General features: G+C 49.0%; 11 protein-coding genes. 4 read left to right on the plus strand and 7 right to left on the minus strand.

Annotation, left to right across the window (positions count from 1 at the left end; all coding sequences use genetic code 11):
* The first annotated feature begins 119 nt into the window (after positions 1–119).
* The 3 genes from BK126_RS22520 to BK126_RS22530 all read left to right on the plus strand — a co-directional run bounded on the left by BK126_RS22520 (position 120) and on the right by BK126_RS22530 (position 5,686).
* The gene (locus tag BK126_RS22520; protein WP_076314783.1) at positions 120–2,483 is read left to right on the plus strand and encodes a UvrD-helicase domain-containing protein; all 2,364 of its coding nucleotides are present in this window, start codon (positions 120–122) and stop codon (positions 2,481–2,483) included.
* Between the two features lie 114 nt (positions 2,484–2,597).
* The gene (locus tag BK126_RS22525; protein ID WP_076314784.1) at positions 2,598–2,960 is read left to right on the plus strand and encodes a hypothetical protein; all 363 of its coding nucleotides are present in this window, start codon (positions 2,598–2,600) and stop codon (positions 2,958–2,960) included.
* 263 nt (positions 2,961–3,223) lie between these two features.
* The gene (locus BK126_RS22530; RefSeq protein WP_256703001.1) at positions 3,224–5,686 is read left to right on the plus strand and encodes an Ig-like domain-containing protein; all 2,463 of its coding nucleotides are present in this window, start codon (positions 3,224–3,226) and stop codon (positions 5,684–5,686) included.
* A gap of 30 nt (positions 5,687–5,716) precedes the next feature.
* Here BK126_RS22530 and BK126_RS22535 read toward each other — a convergent pair whose 3' ends face one another.
* Entirely contained in the window at positions 5,717–6,409 is a 693-nt protein-coding gene (locus BK126_RS22535; RefSeq protein WP_256703002.1) for an alpha/beta hydrolase, read from the minus strand.
* Between the two features lie 330 nt (positions 6,410–6,739).
* Between BK126_RS22535 and BK126_RS22540 the strand changes: the two genes are divergently transcribed.
* Positions 6,740–7,828 carry a copper amine oxidase N-terminal domain-containing protein gene (locus tag BK126_RS22540; RefSeq protein WP_076314786.1) on the plus strand — a complete coding sequence of 363 codons (1,089 nt, stop codon included), beginning with the start codon at positions 6,740–6,742 and terminating at the stop codon, positions 7,826–7,828.
* Positions 7,829–7,920: 92 nt separating this feature from the next.
* Here BK126_RS22540 and BK126_RS22545 read toward each other — a convergent pair whose 3' ends face one another.
* The 6 genes from BK126_RS22545 to BK126_RS22570 all read right to left on the minus strand — a co-directional run bounded on the left by BK126_RS22545 (position 7,921) and on the right by BK126_RS22570 (position 19,477).
* Positions 7,921–10,212 (minus strand): beta-glucosidase family protein, encoded by a 2,292-nt coding sequence (locus tag BK126_RS22545; RefSeq protein WP_076314787.1) that lies wholly within the window; start codon positions 10,210–10,212, stop codon positions 7,921–7,923.
* 41 nt (positions 10,213–10,253) lie between these two features.
* On the minus strand, positions 10,254–11,492 hold the full coding sequence (locus BK126_RS22550; protein ID WP_076314788.1) for a PTS sugar transporter subunit IIC: 1,239 nt from the start codon (positions 11,490–11,492) through the stop codon (positions 10,254–10,256).
* A 216-nt stretch (positions 11,493–11,708) separates the two neighbouring features.
* Complete coding sequence (locus tag BK126_RS22555; RefSeq protein ID WP_083656102.1) at positions 11,709–14,156, minus strand: GH39 family glycosyl hydrolase; 2,448 nt, start codon at positions 14,154–14,156, stop codon at positions 11,709–11,711.
* A 181-nt stretch (positions 14,157–14,337) separates the two neighbouring features.
* Positions 14,338–15,327: a M15 family metallopeptidase gene (locus BK126_RS22560; RefSeq protein WP_076314790.1), complete on the minus strand. Its 990-nt coding sequence runs from the start codon at positions 15,325–15,327 to the stop codon at positions 14,338–14,340.
* Between the two features lie 199 nt (positions 15,328–15,526).
* Positions 15,527–16,261 carry a hypothetical protein gene (locus BK126_RS22565; RefSeq protein ID WP_076314791.1) on the minus strand — a complete coding sequence of 245 codons (735 nt, stop codon included), beginning with the start codon at positions 16,259–16,261 and terminating at the stop codon, positions 15,527–15,529.
* A gap of 30 nt (positions 16,262–16,291) precedes the next feature.
* Positions 16,292–19,477, minus strand: a complete 3,186-nt coding sequence (locus BK126_RS22570; protein WP_076314792.1) for a DEAD/DEAH box helicase — start codon at positions 19,475–19,477, stop codon at positions 16,292–16,294.
* Between the last annotated feature and the right edge of the window lie 142 nt (positions 19,478–19,619).

The following is a 19,619-nucleotide window of genomic DNA, read 5'->3' on the forward strand; positions in this document are numbered from 1 at the left end:
GCTATGATGCACCCTAGCACTGCTGCAGTAGCTAAGGTGACTCTATCATACCAAATTTACAGCCCTCTTGTGAAAAGGGCAATGATTTACTTTGAAATTAGATGAGGTGTACGGTTTTTATGTATAGTGTGAACCCCATTTTTCATCTGCGTCCGCTGGGTGTTACCGGAAATTCGAGATTTCCGCAAGCCAAACCTGCGCCTGATCAGACAAGTATTGAGCTTGTGTCTGACAGAGAGAAGGATGCTTACTTCTTCAGGTCACTTGAGCAGGCAGGTATTCTGCTGAATGCTCCTCAGATCAAGGCCGTACGACACGGCAAGGGGCCGCTCCTGACACTTGCTGGCGCAGGCTGCGGCAAGACCACGGTACTGACTTCCCGGACAGGCTATCTTATCCAGGTCGCTAATGTCCCGGCCGGTAGTATACTGCTCGTCACGTTTACGAGCAAGGCAGCCGGCGAGATGAAATCAAGAATTGCGGCCATTCCCGGTATTCGTCCGGCGGCCGCCCGTGCGGTCCAGGCACGGACATTTCATTCCTTTGCACTGATGCTGCTGCGTCACTATGGCATGACCGAAGATATTTTTGGCGATACCAAAGCCCAGCATACGATCATTAAGATGATTCAGCGCAAGCACGGACTCAGTGATGCCTTTCAGCCCGAGAGCCTGCTCTCCTCCCTATCCGCCTGGAAGATGGAGGGCAAAACCGCGGATGAGCTGCCGGACGCAAGCCGTGAGGAGCGGGAGACCAAGCAAATACTGCTCGGCTATGAAGCATGGAAGAAGGAACGTCACAAAATGGATTTTGACGACATCCTGCTTCATGCGAACCGGCTGCTGTCTGACCCTCACATCCTTCGTCCGCTTCAGCAGCGCTTTCAATATATTATGGTGGATGAATTTCAGGATACGAACGGATTACAGTACGAAATTGTACGCAAGCTGGCCGCAGCGCATCGGAATTTGATGGTCGTAGGAGATGATGACCAGACGATCTACACCTTCAACGGGGCTAAACAGGAGGTCATACTGGAATTCGACAAGCTGTACCCCGGCGCATCGGTCATTACGCTCGACATTAATTATCGCTCTGACGCCCACATCCTGGGGCTGGGTACCGAGATCATTAAGCATAATAAGAAACGCAGATATAAACGGCTTGTTTCTGCCGGCAAGCAAGGCTCACAGCCCTTGTATGCAACTCCTTCCGGTGTAGAAGAGGAAGCCTCCTGGATCGTAGGTCATCTGCAGGAGCAGATTGAGAACGGACAGCATTCTTATAAGGATATCGCCATTCTGCATCGAACGGCGAGCAGCAGCCGCGCGATTTTTGAACAGCTTGTACTGAAGGACGTTCCGTTCATACAGCACGGTGCAGGACCGGTGTTCTACGATCAGAGCTTGGTCAAGCCGCTGATGGATCATCTCAGGCTGTCTCTCAATCCGCGGAATTTTGAGGCTATTCCCAGTACACTGGGTCCTCTCTACATTTCCAGGGACGCGGGTCTGCTCTATCTGGATCAGCAGGAGAAGCAGCAGCCGAAGAAGTATCCATTGATCCATTTTACCCGTTGGGAACAGCTGAAGCCGTTTCAGCAGGAGGCAGTGAAGGAACGTATCAAACTGATTAAGCTGCTGAAGTCCATGACGCCGCTTGCTGCCATTCAGGAGATGAGAAGACAATTCTACGATTCCTATATGGAAAGCGGAGATCCAAGCATCTACACCCATTATCGTGAGACGATTCTTGAAACACTCGATGAGCTTGAAGCGGCAGTTAAGCGTTTTGAAACGGTGGAGAGCTTTGTGGCTTTTGCAGATGAGCTTACAAGACGGCATAAGGAAATGGAAAGCCTGCAGGCAGCAAGCGACAGTGACGCCGTTCAGCTCATGACGATTCATCGGGCAAAAGGACTTGAGTTCCCTATCGTCTACTTAATTGGAGCAAGTGAAGGGATCCTGCCGCACAGCTCTGCGCTCACGAAGGAAGCACCCGAGGATCGAAAGGCAGCTCTGAATACAGGCGCTTCAAGCACGGAAGTCGAAGAGGCTCTGCTTGAAGAGGAGCGCAGACTCGCCTATGTTGCGGTCACAAGAGCCAAGAAGCAGCTGTATATCACATCACCGGCAAGTCAGCACGGTAAGCCGGCCCCGGTGTCCAGATTTCTGCTGGAGGCGTTCGGTATCAAAGATTCGCAGGAACAGCGAGGGCCTGTGAGCGAGCGCAAAGCCTATACAAAGGACCATTCCCGTTCCAAGGAGAAGGAGCACAGCCGCTCTGATCGATCTTCACATCAGCGGATGGAAACGGTGCCTGTATGGTCCTGCACTTCCAGCTCTTGTCCTGCCTGGATTAGACAGCATCCCGCTCAAGGTACGAGTACGCCGTCTAACAAACCACCGTCCTGTCCGCTGTGCAAGTCGGCGATGGAGAAATCAATGCGCGAGGTCCCTGCCATACCCAAGCATTACAGATGAAATGATTCACTTATGGAGAAAACCGTGTAAGAACTCATAAGTGCTGCGTTACGCGAATTTATAGAAATCGTTAAATTTGAGTATGCCGCAGGCAGCTTAAGAGGAGGTGCTCCAATGGGAAAACAATCCTATTATGTATCCATCACTCAAAAGTTAATTCATCAAGATTCCTCTGAATCGAGTGATTATGAAGTACACTTAGATGAAGAACAGCTAAGTATACTGCAGGATATGCTCAGGGCCATGGATCAAGAGGACAGATATACGTTGCAGCGGACCCCTGTGCCTTACAAATCAGCGGATCACGATGATGCAAATGATGAGTTTACAGGTCAATTAAAAGAGCTGTATCAGTTCATCTACGACGCAGGAACCGATGACACCCGCGCAGAGATCCGTAATCTTCGGATCTTGGACAAGCTAGAACATTCCGACTATGACAATAGAGGCTATGAGAATTCACCCATGAACAAGTAAACTCGATAAGAAATGAAGCGAGGTAACGAAGGCTTCATCTTACGAAAAGACCAAATTCGCATCAACGAATTTGGTCTTTTCGTATTTAAGCAAAAATAACCTGACATGAACCCTTCAACAGTTCTATTCAACGATTTTTCGTAATATCTAAAAGTAACCGCTTCAAGCTAACACCAAATTTCGTAGATCGGTCTTGGCAGTGATCACAGCAGCGTTTCCCGTCAAATATGTTTACATCATATTGACAAGGATGTGAGATGATCATGTTTTCATTTCTGCGAACGTGTGGTTTATTGAGCCTCGTATTAGGACTCTTCTTAATTTATGTCTCCCCTTATTCTGTTACCGCAGCAGCCCGGATTACGATTGACTCGCATCAGGATGGACAGACGATCTCCCCAGGCTTGACCCAGCTCTATGGTACGTATACCGATGTGTATGAAGTGGAACTGATTGTGAACGGCGAGATGGTAACCGATGTGCAGATGGATGATCCGGACGGTAACGACAGCGGAGATTGGTCGTATTCCCTCGATACTTCACAATGGGACGGTCCGATTGAGGTTGTCTTGAAGTCAAAGGATACCGGCACCAGATATGGGATATGGTCCTCCTTTATGTCACTTGTCGTGGATAACCCTGCAGCACACATCCCTGAGGTTCTTGTTACAGGTCCGGCCGAACGCGCTATGCTGAAGGCCAAAGAGCGGGTCAATATTGCGGTTAACAGCAAGAACCCCATTACAACAGTTGAGCTTCGCATTGATGGTAAAGAGTGGATTCCACTTGCATCCAGCCGTGATGGATATTCCTATACCTGGGATACACGCATGGAAGCGAAGAAGGTACACAGTCTGGAAGCTAGAGCGACCGACGCGAACGGGAATACAGGATACAGTCCGACGATTTACGCAGACACAAGGAAGATTTCAAATGCCGGGGAGTTAAACGACGCGGCGAATGATATGGAGATGGGTATAGAGAATGATGTAGATAGTGAAACAGTGAAGGACGGATCATTACAGATGGACCTCGAATCCATTGATTCGGTTGATTCGGTCGTAGACAGTGTATATGAATCGGATTCGGTGACAGATAGTGTCTATGAACCAGACTCTTCCACAGAGGAATTGGGGGAATTGCTGGCTGAACCTTCTCCACTCCCTGATCAGGATCGGGCGATATGGATATGGGAGACCGCGTCTTATCATCTCGTACGGAACCCAAATTCCTGGCCTGTCTTGTCCTCGCTTGCATCCGATACAACGACCTTTAATCAGCGGCCCATCACGACATTATACTTAGGTGTTGACCAATATGATGGAGCCTCTATGCTGGAGGATTATCGCAGTGAAGTCCGGCAGTTTATTACATGGGCTCATGGAGCAGGATTTCGGGTGGAAGCTCTGATTGCCGGTGGAACCAAGCCACCTTATTTTGGAGCCTACACAAGATACCGTACACAGGCGGTGCGGGAGTTTGAAAAAGTGCTGAATTACAATATTGCTTCTGATTCCGAAGCGCAGTTTGATGGCATCAATCTCGATACAGAGCCTTACATCCTGCCTGATTTCAAGACAGCCAAACCGTCTGTCCAGGTTCAGTATCTTGATATGCTTGCCGCACTTATGGAACGCAAGGCTGCTTCCGGCCTCACCTTCCCAGTTGGAGCAGCGATCCCAAGATGGTACGACACATCAGCCGATGCCAGCAACATTCCTTGGAATGGAGCAACCAAATGGATGTCGGAACATATTCAGGATACAGCAGATTATATCTCGATTATGAACTATCGTGATCAGGCGGAAGGAAGCGCCGGCATCATCAATCATGCACTTGGTGAGGCTGCTTATGCGAATGCAATCGGCAAGCCGAAATCCGTCATTATCGGAGTGGAAACCAAAGACATTGCGGATGGTGGAGACCCGGAGACGATCAGTTTCCATGAAGAAGGAAGAACCTACATGGAACAGGAGCTGGCCAAGGTCTACACTGCCTTTGAGAATGACCCTGCCTTCGGCGGCGTTGCGCTGCACCATTATTCATCACTGATTGATTTCCCTAGCAAGTGGGGACCTGGAGGATATCGATGGGCACCTCCTGCGGACAGCGGGCCGCCAACCGCTCCTGCCGGACAGGTGCAGGCTGTAACCTTTGACCATCAACGGATCGACCTCTCTTACGGGATGGCACAGGATAATACCGCCATCAACGATTATCGGATTTATCGCAGTACAGATGCTGCATTTAGTATTGGGCCGGAGACGTATGCAGGCACAGCCAAAGGATTATCGTTCATAGACAAAGGGCTGCTGCCGGATACGACCTACTACTATCAAGTGACAGCTGTCGATATTCAGGGCAATGAAGGTCCGGCGAGCAGCATCGGCTCTGCGACCACTGGCTCTTCCACACTCAAGCCTATGGTCATCCGTGATATGAACATCGAATTTACTGGCGGAAAAGCAGCCGTCTCCTTCAGTGTCATCGACCGCGAAACTGGAGAACCGGTGCCTGCCAAGGTCAGCGGCAGATTCACACGCATGGCAGGCAAGTATGTTACCGCCGCTACGGATGCGAACGGACTTTTTCAAGCGGTGTCTGAGAGCATTACCGCCGCTGACGGCGAGATCAGCTTCGAGCCCCGCCGCATGATGGCATCCGGATATTACTGGGCAGGCGCGTACGATGAACTGCCTTATCTAAGTGTCACATGGGGACCGTAAATCGGTGAAATGAGAAGAAGGCAGAGCGACCTATGTGAACAGCCATCTCAGTGCTTCGGGAAAGTGCTTGGCAAAAAACATAGCATCATGTGTTCCGCCTTCTTCGACCGTGAACTTTAGCCGATCCTCGGGAAAGCCATTGTCAATCAGTGCTCTGTAGGCTTCATGTGTATTCTCTACCATATTTCGCTGGATACTTTCTTTATATACACCTTCCAGGCTGCCTACAGACATATACAGCTTCTGATCACATGAGGGCACTTCCGTATTCTGAATAAAGGCCAGCATCCCCTCGTACCACATCGAGGCAGATATGGCACCGATTCTTCCGAACAGATCCGGGCGCTGATATGCCGCATAGATCGAGATCATCCCGCCCAGAGAGGCTCCTGCCATTGCTGTATTCTCTGGACCGGAAAGGGTGCGGTAAGTCTGGTCCATATGCGGCTTCAGCACGTCCGCAACGTACGATATATACTCCTCCCCCATGCCACCAAAACCCGCTGACCTTCCATTTAATGACGGAGCAGGCCATGGAGTATACTCATCATTGCGATGAATAGGTACGATACCCACAAATATGATCTCGGGAAGCTCCTTGATCCGAAGCTTGTGTTCTAGCAGATTCAAGCAATCTCGTACCAATGTCATTCCGTCCTGTATATAAACAACGGGAAATCGTGCAGCACCTTGATGATAGGATGGAGGCAAATATATGTGCACGTCCCTCCCTCCTATTTTTTCTTGCTTAAAGGTTTCTCTCATCTGTCTCTATTCTCCTCGCTATCTTAGAACAGGGTATTATGGAAGTCATCATCCCTAATTTTATTAACATAAGGCAGCAACATCCATGGACTATGTACGGAAGAGTATAGGGATAGGAGCTAAGCACCAGTATTGAGGACATTGCAACCTTCATCGGATTGACTTCGTCTAATAACTTGTCAACCGCTGGACCAATCGCGCCGCTTCATGGTGACCACCACCGTAGCTTGCGTTGTTCTTACGGCTGAAGTGACACTTACATCAAGACGAAGGAGAGATCAAGATCGAATGAACAAGAAAATGAAAACCGGCGCAGCAGCACTCGCACTGACCGCAGCCCTAAGCAGTGGATATGTGTACGCTAACGGCAACACCGACGCCCCTGTATCTGTCTCCACCACAGCGGCAGGCAAGGTGAGTATTACAGTCAACGGTCATGCCATTGATGCAGGATTTATACTGCCTGATGCCGAGCATCCAATGATTCCTGTGCGTTCCCTTGCAGAGGCGCTTGGCATGGAGCTCACATGGGTGAAGGATAGCAAGACAGCGGAACTAACAAAAGGCAATGTATGGACTGCCATACCGACAGGTAAAGATCAATATAATGTGAATCGCATGTACGTGGAGCTTGGGCAAGCACCTGTCATTGTAGAGGGTACACAATACGTTCCGCTAAACTTTGCAAGTGAAGTACTGCATGCCAATGTGAAGACGGAAGGAGCCTCAGTAACGATTACGACAGAAGAAGTACAGGAATTTGCCACATCGGTTGGTGTTGTTACTTATGCTGATGATTCCAGAGTCCACATTAACGGAGTCGGCCCAGAGAGCTTAATCCTGAATGCAATTGACGATACGGAATACCTGTTAGCGGATGGCACTAGCCTGGATATCACCGATCTAAAAGTCGGGGATCAAGTGGTAGCACAGCATTCCATGGTAATGGCACTCAGCATGCCGCCTCAATCTGCTGTGTACAAAATCACCGTCACAGAGCAGGCTCAAGAGAACCTTCACAGCGTTGAAGGGACCATCGGTGATATTCGTGTAACAGACGAAGGTGACCGCAGCCTCCTCATCCAGAGCGGAATGCTTCCAGCAAACCCGCAGTCTGAAATCGTACTGCAGATTAATGAGGATACTCAGGTCGTGAATACCAAAGGCGAGAAGGTTGATCCGGCATCCATTACGGACGAGGATTATGTCATCGGCTTCCACAATGGTGTTCTGACTCGCAGCCTGCCTCCAATCGGCAATGCAATCAAGATCGTTGTTGATTCGGTAGACGTCAGTCAGTCCCCTGAAGAGTCAGCTGAAGCACCAGCAGAAGCTGAAGATTCGACAGAGACAATCAAGCCATTCCCAGCTGAATAACGTATAAAACAGACGTAGATGACAAAAAGAAGCAGGAGATCTTCATGGATCTCCTGCTTCTTGTCATGTTCAAAATCTCTTCGCAATAATTATTAACTGAGCTTACCGGCAAATCTTCTCTCATGAACACGAGTAATGAGCTCATCCATCACATCATCCGGAGTTCGTTCCGTCAACCAATTCTGTCCATACATTTGAAGAATTTTTATCGCAGGAGCATCTCCCCAGAAGCCGACAAAGACCTCGTCCAGATAAATTTGTTCCGTAACGTGCTGATTCATCTCTTCCAACGTTTCTTCAAATACGGCCTTCGCAATTGGATCACTGACCCATTCACTGATCAGACTGAATTTATGAAGCTTAATCTCCTCCACTTCAAATTCACAATAGAGACGCTCTGTCATTCTTAGATCACGAGACGTGCTGCCAAGTGAGATCTTGAAATAACCACTCTCTGCTATCCAGCGGCCATGCTTGGTATTATAGTATGCAAAGTCCCTTTCCTCCAGAGTAAAGACAATCTTCTGTTTCCCTCCCGGAGCAAGCTCAATTTTCGCGAAAGCTTTTAATTCCTTGTCAGGCCGTACGAAGTTGCACTCCTCATCATGTACATACAATTGAACGACTTCTTTACCTGTCCGATCACCTGTATTTTCTATTTGTATTGATACGGTGACACCTTCATCATGCTGAGTTACTTCTAGATCGGTATAGGTAAACGTGGTGTAAGATAAACCGTGGCCGAACGGAAATGCCGGTGCTAGTTCCTTACTGTCATAATATCTATATCCAACAAATATCCCTTCACGATAGTACAGCTTGCCATTTTCTCCGCGAATCCGCATATGAGCAGGATTATCAGACAATTTAACCGGGAATGTCTCTGACAGCTTACCAGATGGGTTGGTAAGACCGAACAATATTTCTGCTATGGCTCTGCCCATACCCTGACCTGTTAACCAAGAATGAATCACACCAGGCACATGCTCTACCCAAGGATGCATGGACAGTGCAGTACCGCTGCTGGTCACCACCACACATTTCGGCTGAACGGCTGCTACCGCTTGAATGAGCGCAACTTGATGATCTGGAAGTTTAATATCTTTTAAGTCATGCATTTCTGACTCCGCATACTCCGGTTGGCCGACGAACAGAATAGCCACATCAGACTTCGCCGCGATGGACACACTTTCTCGAATCATCGCCTCATTAATGGAGTCATCTTCTGGATAACCATCAGCATAGCTCAGATTCGTTGATGCTCCCGCAAGCTCCTTCATTTCTTCCCATGGAATATCGACCTGTGTAGGTGTTACCTTCGCACTTCCTGCGCCTTGGATTCTCGGCGTCTTCGCAAATCGTCCGATGATGGCAATCGAACGATCGGTATTCGGCTGCAGCGGAAGAATACGGCCCTCATTCTTTAACAGCACGATGCTCTCTGCCGCAGCTCTTCTCGCAAGTGCATGATAGTCCGGCTTGGAGCCTGCAGCAGGACCCGACTCTTCATTACCGGTCACTCGCTCTACGAGCTTAAGGATACGGGCAACGCTTTTATCGAGCTGCTCCTCCTTGAGGGTACCGTTGTTAACGGCTTCTACAATCAGCTTCATATTGTAATGAGCAGGCCCTGGCATTTCCAAGTCAAGTCCGGCTTTGAGTCCGCGAATACGGTCATTCACAGCTGTCCAATCTGACAATACGACCCCTTCGTAGCCCCATTCCTCTCTCAGAATGTCGTTCAACAAATACTCGTTCTCACTTGTATAAGATCCATTGAGCAAGTTATAAGAGCACATGATAGTCCATGGATCTGCTTTTTTAACAATCCGTTCAAACGCACTTAAATAGATTTCGCGTAGCGTGCGCTCATCAATCTCCGAGCTTGTCACCATCTTCTCGTACTCCTGATTGTTGCCGGCAAAATGCTTGAGGGAAGCACCTACCCCCTCACTTTGGAGTCCATTAATGAAGGCTGCACCAAGCTCACCTGTGAGGAAAGGGTCCTCCGAATAGTATTCAAAGTTTCTTCCCCCAAGCGGAGTTCGCTTCATGTTGACCCCTGGTCCGAGCAGGAGCTCAACTCCCATCTCCTTGGATTCACGACCGAGCGCAATCCCGATTTCGCCCAGCAGTTCCGTGTTCCAAGACGAGCCAATGGCTGAGCCGGTAGGATAGCAGGTTGCCGGAACATTTTCCGTTGTGATGCCCATTTCTTCATCACTATTCGTTTTGCGGATACCATTGGTTCCATCATACATATGAATGGGAGGAATATTTAGCCGTTCGATTCCTTTGGTCATCCACATGTTTAGCCCTGCAGTGAGAGCTGCCTTTTCCGTCAGTGTCATTTCATCTAGTGTTGCTTCAATTGACTTATTCATCTTTAACCATCCTTTATATAACTATCCTTTACTAGCGATATTTAATTCGATGCTTGTTCTTGTTCTTTCTTCAATTCCTGTGCATCGTACAGCTTGAAGAACGGAAACCATACGATAAATACAATGGCCAACACGACAGCGAGCAGCACGAGCCCATTCAAACCAGACATAATGTATGTCGATAATCCAATCGGTGTATACCATAGCTGGAATATTTGACTTGGGATGCGGGCAAGTCCCATATCGAGCGCCAAATATACAATGACAGGCGTGATGAGTCCATTAATCCACATTGGCACCATTAAGAGCGGATTAAATGCAATCGGCGCTCCGTAGACCACGGGTTCGTTAATATTAAATAAGGAAGGAATAATCGTCGCCTTACCGACTGATTTCAGCTTCTTCGACTTAGCGAGCAGGAACCAGATGACCAGCGGCAGCGTCGCCCCCATCCCTCCAATACCAAGCCAGCCGGAAAAGAAGGTCTCAAAGGTGTTAATATTGACTGGATCTTGTCCTTGCGCCACCAATGCAGCATTCTCCTCGATGGCAGGAATCCATATGGCATACCAGATCGGAGTCATCACCCATGGACTGACACCAAAGGAATACAGCACGACACCAATAAAATTAAACAGTACAAAACCTAGCAGACTTTGTCCCACTGCGTTGATTGGCTCGAACACGCTTACAATGAGTGCAAAAATATCAAATTGAAGCTGATATACAAGCACCCAGCCTGTGACAAGAACAACGGCAATCGGAACAAGGAAATCAAACCAGTCCATAATGAATTCCGGAAGCGTAGAGCCTTTCTTAAAGAAAGAAAATTTATTGCAGACATTCATAATGACAGCTACAAAGACACCTACCAGAAGTGCAGTAATCATACCTGATGGACCAAAGCGCTCAAGAATGAACTGGATGGTTCCATCTTCGTTTATCGTCGGGCCTAGCAGCATGACAAACAAAGATACCCCGGTCATACCTGCAAGCAGTTTTACTTTGTGGCGTTCTTTTTTCTCCATCACCACATAGGGCGTTAGAAATGCAATAAATAAACCTAACAGTCCGAAGCTAAACGTCGTAATTGGTGTTAGGTCCGGCATGCCCGGTATGAAGTCCTGTAAGATCGAAATCAGTGTAATAATGGAACCGATGAATATCATCGGTATGGCAACCATGATGGCTTCCTGAATAGATGCAACCCAGATATTATTTGTAAACGCCTCCAATCTAGGCGCAAAGGATTCTGTCATCCATTTCATGAAACGCTTCATCTGTACTCCCCCTCGTCTCTCCTTGGTGTTTCGTATTTCATATCTATAGTATATTTTTTGCTGTTAACGCTTTCTTGTTATAACTTGCCGTGTCACGGGTTGTTTTTTGCCTACTTCTTTATCTTCTTACTATCTTTTCTTTCCCTCTCTAAAATAAACAACAAAAAACACCCCTCGAACTAAAAGAGGGATGTTTCGAAAATAAAATTCATTATTCTAATATTGTCTCTCCAGCGTAATCATCATCACACCATGAGGCGGAAGTATAATTTCGCACTGCCAGCTGTCTCCGTGTACTATTTGTGTCTCGATATCTGGACCGCTTCTGCCATGAAGATACATCTTCTCTTCATCTGTGAGAGATTCAGGAGCTCCCATGCGAACCCACTCATCAAACACCGATCCGTGCTTCTGATCCAGCTGATAACGGGTGCATTTATAGCTTCCGGATAGCTGATCGAGTGTGACATCGAATACTCTATTTCCTTTTTTCTCAAACACATCATAACGGTTTAGACTCGAAAGCTCAGACCAATCCCCACTGGCAAAGAGCTGATCCACATGAACATAATGGTAGAACAAGAGCTGGATACTTCCATTCTGACTGCGAGTTACCACATAACCTTCACCAATGCCAAGCAGTTCATCACCCAGCTTCTGCAGCAGTTCAAAAGCATAGTAACTCGGTTTTTTTAACCCATCTCTGCTGATAAGACCAAACCCGCCATAGAATGGAGATGAAGGAACCACACTTTCTTCAAATACATCGGTGAAGCTCCAAAATGCCAAGGCATGAGCTAGGCCGAGCGTATTCATCGCTTGATGAATGACAAACGGACCCATAAACATCGTATCATGCAGCAAATTTCGGTCATATAGCGAAAAATTCCACTCCGTGATCAGAAGCTCAAGCTCACGGAAGGCAGGGACACTTATTTTCTGCTTCAAACGATCGAGGCTCTCTTTATAGTAGGACGGGGGCATAATTTGGGTTAGAAGCTCTTTCTCCAGCTTGGTTCTTGGGTATTCCGAATAAATATGAAATGAAAAGAAATCGAGCGGCACCTCTCGTTCTTCACAAAAGTTCATAAATTCCTCGGCCCATGTGTCATTCCATAGCGAACCATACCCCATGGCTGGTCCTCCTGTCTTCAGCTCTGGCATGATTGACTTGATTGTGCGGACCGTCGATTCATAGAAGTGAAAATACTCCTCCTTGCTCCCCGCCCAGCAAACCCCGAGCAAATCCGGCTCATTCCACACTTCGAAATACCAGCGCTTCACCTCATCTGCCCCATACCGATTCAAACAATGACGGATGAACTCGCGGACTAATGCATTCCATTTACTTTGATCAGCCGGAGGCGATATATTTCCTCGCCACCAGAACACAGTTTCACCGGAGCGGGCGAGCTGACTTGGCATAAAGCTGAGCTCTACGAACGGTCTGATGCCCAATTCCAGCAGATAATCATACAGCTTGTCCACATAAGCCCAGTTATACGCGGGATTCCCATCCATATCCTCACTGTATACCATCATTTCATCATTAAATAAGCCATGAAAACGGATGTATTGAAAGGGAATACGCCCTATCATTTCGGATAGCTGCTGTCGCCAGTCTTCTCTCAGCCCTTCCACAGCCCTGCCTGCTGTCGTTATGACATTCCAATGCTGATCATAAGGAGTAGACGCATGATCCGCCTTAATCTCAATGAGCTGATGTTCTGCTGTCTGGTGAGTCGAGGAGTCCATTGTCTTCTGCTGCGAATCCGTCCTAGGACCAAGATAACGATACAACGAGCCCATGGCATTCAAAGTATCCATCTCATAATAATCCCCGCTTGAGGATTCCTCATATGTCAGTGGCTTGCGATCAGGCCTGTCAGGTTCACGGATCAGGCTGGCTTCACGGTAAGCACCGGGAGTATAGCCGTACTTTTCCTTGAAATACTTATTAAACAGCTTCACATTAGCAAAGCCACAATCCAGGGCAATTTGCGTGATACTCTTGTCACCGCCTGCCAGCTCGGCCTGAGCCTTCTCCAGCCGAATCAGCGTCAAATATTTTTGAAAGGGTATGCCGATTTTATCTGTAAAGAAATGGGAGAAATAATGCAGGCTTAGATGCTCACGAGCTGCCATAGCCTGCAGCGTTATTTTTTCACTGTAATGCTGATCTACGTATGTAAGGACTCGATTCAGCCTTTTATAGTCATACTCCCGGCTTCCTTCTTCCTCGGTGGGATGGACTCCAGCATAGAAATATCTCTGCAGGCACCCGCAGAGTGTCTGTAAGATCCCCATGGTGTAGCTCTGATAACCAGACGCCTTCTTGTTGATCTCCCACACCATCTGTGCGAGATTCTGTTTAATCTGGTACATCTGCGACTCTTGATCCGTATGAGCAGCTGAATTGCAGGCGATAAATGCATTGCTTAGCCATTCCGGGCCAAACTGCAGTGTAAGTAGCACATTGTCCTGTGTTGTCCGTGCGATTTTATGTACCGACATACTGTTGACCACGATCACATCATCTGCATTAAGGGTATATTCTTTCTGATCCAAATATATATCGACCGATCCCTGTAATACATAGATAATTTCGACTTCTTTATGCCAATGAAAGTCAATATGCTTCACGCTGTTAACAAATAGCTTCATTGGCAATCCATCCTGATGTTCTATAAATTCGTATAGATAGCGAATACCAATAACCTCCTCTCTCGATAACGATCATGCTAATATCGTAAGCCGCCTTTAAAGTTTTCATCCAAAAATCATTTAAAAATAAAAATTAATAGCGGCGCAGAATGCTGCGCCGCTAACTTAGTACTTATGTCATTTACAGCTTAATATTCGCTTCGTCAAAGTACTCCTCAAGCGTAAGTCCACTTGCAGCAATATCCGGTGCCAGCTCTTTGCCTACATAACGGATGTGCCAAGGCTCGTAAACATAGCCTGTCGTTTCTTCCCGACCTTCCAGATAACGAATAATGAATCCAAATTCAGGCGCGTGCTCAGCAAGCCACTTACCTTCCTCGGTGTCGCCAAGGATTTCTTCCAATACATTGCCTACGCTTGGGCTGGATACATCAATAGACAGTCCGGTCTGATGCTCACTCTTCCCTGGCTGTGCGCTTACACGGAGCGCGTATTCTTCGCCATTACGCTCTACACTGCTGTTGAATACGGCAACCTGACGGTCATAAGAGCGATATCCCGATACCGCACGAAGCTCAATATTATCCGCTTCTGCTGCGGCAAACAGCTCCTCCAGTGCATCTGCGGCCTCTTTACGCAAATGCCGTTTCTCGTGAGGCTCATCGAATGAGAAGGGAACGTCCGGCTCTACAAGATCTGTCGGCTCGTATCCATCAGGCAGACTGCGTTCTTTGTTGACGATGACCGTAATCGCATCCGGGTTCGTAACCACATTCTTATCTCCAATGACTTCCACCGTACTTTGCAGGGAGCTTGCAGCCCGAAGCGCCATAATGCTGTCTTCCTCTGCACTTCCTGTGCTGTCATCCTCTCCCGCACCTTCCGAAGGCTCCTCGGCGTCATCGTCCTTATTATCTTGGCCTCCGTTAGGAGCTTCACCGTTCTCGTTCGCATCGTTATCTGCAGGCGCATCTTCACCTGTGTTGTCGTCTTCCGACGCATCTGGCGTTTCCTCCTGTGAAGGATTCTCCGCTCCATCCGGCGTCGTCTGCGTCTGATCTTCCTGTGGATCTTCCCCGTTCCCACAGCCTGCTAGTGCAAAGGCAGACAACAGCATGATCGTAAACAGAACCATCGTCCAGCGTCGTTTCTTGGTTGTTGAAGTCGTCATTTTGTTATTTCCCCTATCCCAAATTTATAGCTGTTCAAATCTCTCTCATTCATTATAGACCTATCGAGGTAGAGCTTCAAACCCTCATCTTGGTATAGGTCAATATAAGGTGGCAGATACAAAAAACCACCGAGCCTAGGATCCGCGCCTGCTCGGTGGTCTTCATTCAGTTCTAAGTAGGCGGGTTACCGACTTCCGTTCATTTCTTGGCTGTCTTGAGATTCAGTTCCTCTGCCCACTTGGACGCTCTCTGCGAAACCTGCTTGCGGATATGCTCTAAAGCTGCCTCCGCAGGAACGGACGGCACAAGCTGAGCAATACCGGACGACGGCGGAGTCAGCTCTCCAGGTGGAGATAACTTCACTTCAATAGCATCGAATTCTGGACCCGGCATGTGCAGCGAATGATTGCCAGCGGCATCGCCGATGTAGTCCAGAATGGCAGAAGAATTGCCGCCTGCGCGCTGGGTTTTGCGTTCCAGTAACGACGCTGCCTGAGAAGTGCTGGTGGATACCGATTCAAGGGACCACCTACGAAACACCTCTGTAAGCAGCTCCTCACGCGCCAAACCCAGCATATCAAGCAGTCTCAGCGTATCAGCAGCGGCCCATTCTGCAGCCGCCTGCAAGGCGACTTCGATATGAGGGCATGCGATGCGATTACAGGAGCAGCTCACAACTGCATATTTTACCCAGGAGATCAGCACCGAATTCTTGAGCTCTGCTGCGCCTCCTGCAAGAAGGAGGTACAAGGTATAGGCGTCTTCTTGCAGCTCTTCGAGCAATTCGGCTCTTTGCTCTTCGTTAAGCTGTCTATAAGTGGCTTCGACCTCCACCTCGCGCTCTGGGGCTTGTGAGTCATTCTCCGCTGTGTCCTCAATGCTTGCCTTCCAGCCGTGAGGCTCCAGTTTAAAATGGTTTACTTGATATGTCACTACAGCCTCACCTCCTGTTTAATTGCTGCTCTATACCCACATCTCACCCTGAAGACTTACGAGGCCCTTCAATTCATCATCGGACATTTCTGTAATCCAGTTCTCACCCGAACCGACCACTTGCTCCGAAAGCTGTTTCTTGCTCTCGATCAGCTCGTCAATTCGCTCTTCCAGCGTCCCCTGGCATATCAGTTTATGCACCTGGACATTTCGTTTCTGTCCAATTCGGAATACACGATCCGTCGCCTGATTCTCTACCGCAGGATTCCACCAGCGATCATAATGGATGACATGACTCGCATGAGTCAGGTTGAGGCCTACCCCGCCTGCCCGCAAGGAGAGAACGAAGATGGAAGGACCCTTGCCGTTCTGGAATTGCTCTACCATTTCGTCTCGTTCCGCCTTCGAAACCCCTCCGTGAAGGAAGTAAGGCTTCTCATCATACCGCTGAGACAATTGCTGAACGAGAATCTCCCCCATCGACACATACTGGGTAAAAATAAGGGCTGCCTCGCCATTATCACGAATTGCATCTGTCAGCTCCATCAAGCGCTCAAGCTTGCCTGACGCCTCTATGCGCCCCGCATCCTTGCGGCTGTGCTCAACGAGTACAGGATGATCGCATATTTGCTTCAGCTTGGTCAAGGAGGATAATACAACACCTTTGCGTGTAAACCCCGTTTGCCCCTCGATGCCGGTCAGCAGCTGATCAACAACGCCTTTATATATAGCTGCCTGCTCGACTGTAAGTGAACAGTAGGATTTAAGCTCCAGCTTCTCCGGCAGATCCTTGCGAATATCGGGATCACTCTTGAGCCTTCTCAGCATAAATGGCGATACCAGGCGATGAAGCTCACGCAGAGAGCTCGTGTCCTCCTGAGCACCTATTGTATAACGCTGTCTAAAGGACGCTGCCGTACCCAGATAGCCGGGATTCAGAAATTGAAAGATGGACCACAGCTCACTAAGCCTGTTCTCTACAGGCGTCCCAGTCATGGCAATACGGTGCGGCGCGGACAGCTTCATGACACTTTGCGCCTGCTTGGTTCGATAATTCTTAATATACTGGGCTTCATCCAGCACAACAGAGGACCACTCGATCGAGGCCAGATCTGCCCCGTCCCTGCCCGCCAGATGATACGTCGTGAGAATAATATCGTGCTCCCCAGCCTGCTTCCGAAAGGCTTCTCCGTGCAGCCGCTGTGTACCATGATGAATATATAATTTAAAGTCCGGTGCAAAACGCTTAATTTCCCGCTGCCAGTTCCCAAGCAGGGAGGTGGGACAGATGATGAGTGCCGGATGCTCCGTATCGAATTCATCATCTTCCAGGATATCTAGCCCGCCCTGACGATCTTCCAGCTCCCGCTCTGCTTCCCTCGCTTCCCGTGCCGCAAGCTTGGAATCCAGCAGACAGGTAATTACCTGTATGGTCTTCCCTAGACCCATATCATCCGCAAGGCATACCCCGAAGCCAAGATCACGCATGGCAGCTAGCCACTGATAGCCACGCTGCTGATAGGGCCGCAGATTACCATGAAGGGAAGGCGGTGTATCCCTGATCTGGGTTCGACTCAGCACCTGGCCATCCAGAAGGAAGGACAGCATGCCAAATGACTCAGCGCCAAAAATGGACATCCCTTTCCAGCTCGCTTCCTCATCCTCATCGACAGCCAGATGAATCCATTCAGACAGGGCCATGGAGCCTTCCTCATTTTTCTTCATAAAACGCAGCACCTGGCGAATTTCTTTCGGATCAATCTCGATCCATTCCCCCCGGAACTCCACGAGCGGAATCGAAGATGCCGCAAGCTGTGCAAGCTCCTCCTTCGTTACCGGCATCCCGTTCAGGACAGCTTCGGCCTCAAACTTAACGAGCTGCTCCATTCCAAGGGCCGGCGCCTTCTGTGCACCCGGTGCCTCGCCATTCTGCAGCATCCGCAGCCGAAGCCCTGTCTTCCGCTTCCCTTCCCGGCTCCAGCGGGAGGGCATCAATATGGTAATTCCCATCTGCTGCAGCTTGGGAACAGAAGAAGACATAAATTCATAAAATTGCTGTGCATCCATCTCAATCTCATGAGGAGCTGCCCCCATAGCCGACTGCAGGCTGGGTGCAGCTTCACTTGCTTTGCCTAAGGCGAGGAGCATCTGCTCCTGGACCCGGCTGTATTTTACCATTCCTCGATCCACATCTGGCGAAGGATAAGCCCATATCGCCTGGATCGGCACCCGAAAATCAGCTTCGTTCTCACTCTCTGCCCAGAAGCTCACTTTCCATGCAGAGGACCGCTCCAGCTCTGACGGCTCAAGCCGCAGGCTCAGCTTCAATCTTCCCTCTTCAGGGCCAGCAGCTTCCCCTTCAATCCCTGGTGGAGCACTCTCTGCCGCTTGAATCACGCTGTCACTCAATTCCTCAATCTCTTGAACAGCGGCCTGCACACTCAGCTCCCGCGAGCCTGTCAGCAGACTGTTCCACCACAGCTCCGTGAGTGGAGAATACCCTCGTCTGTAATTAGCCCGGTAACGAGACAGACTGCTCTCTACAGAGGCAATCTCGGCAGACACTGCTGCATGAATCGTTTGTCTGAGGAAAGAGTACAGGACAGCTGCTCCTGCCTCCTTCACCGTACTAGCTTCCGATTCCGCGTAAGCACTGGATGCGGTCAGACAGATGGCAGGGATGGATTCAGCCAGCTTCAGGAAGCGTTCTGTATCCATAGGCTCCGTTATTTTGGGAAGCCATACGGCTGTTACAGCAGACTGATTGCCTCTGCGCCTTCCACCGGCTGAGGTCACAGGGGCTGTGCCTGGAGTAATTTGCCCTCGAATCAGCAGCTCCATTGCAAATCTAGCCGCCTTAGCCCAGTATTCCATTTCACCGCCCGGGGCAAAGCCCGCCTGCTCTGCCTCTTCCTTATTCCAGCGAATCAGCAGCTCAAATGCATCTCTTGGAGTGAGCGCCAAGCCTTCCAGCGTCCGGCCAAATGCGGGCCGCTTCTTCCTCGGACCTGCACTCGCTTCCTGCTGGACCGATTTCATCTGCCATCTCAGCTCTGCAAGACGCAGAGCGGCATGTTGAAATGGACGGTAGGTCCCGTCCTTCAGCTTCATTTTTCTTATTAAATGACTCCAAGCGTCGACTTTTGGTTCTGATGTTTCTCCTGAAAAACAAAAAAACACATCTCCGAGCCATATTCCATAAAGTGGTTGATTCATCGTAAGTCACCCGTTAGCCCCTTTAGATTGTTACTCTCCATCATATACGAAAATCGCTCTTTTTAAAATTGTTAAGTCGAATTCAAGGGTAATCCCTTGGTTTACTTGACTCCATCTCACAGAAAAAGAGACAGCCCTTCGA

It is taken from the genome of Paenibacillus sp. FSL H7-0326 (assembly GCF_001955535.1).
In the GTDB taxonomy this organism is placed as follows: Bacteria; Bacillota; Bacilli; order Paenibacillales; family Paenibacillaceae; genus Paenibacillus; species Paenibacillus shunpengii.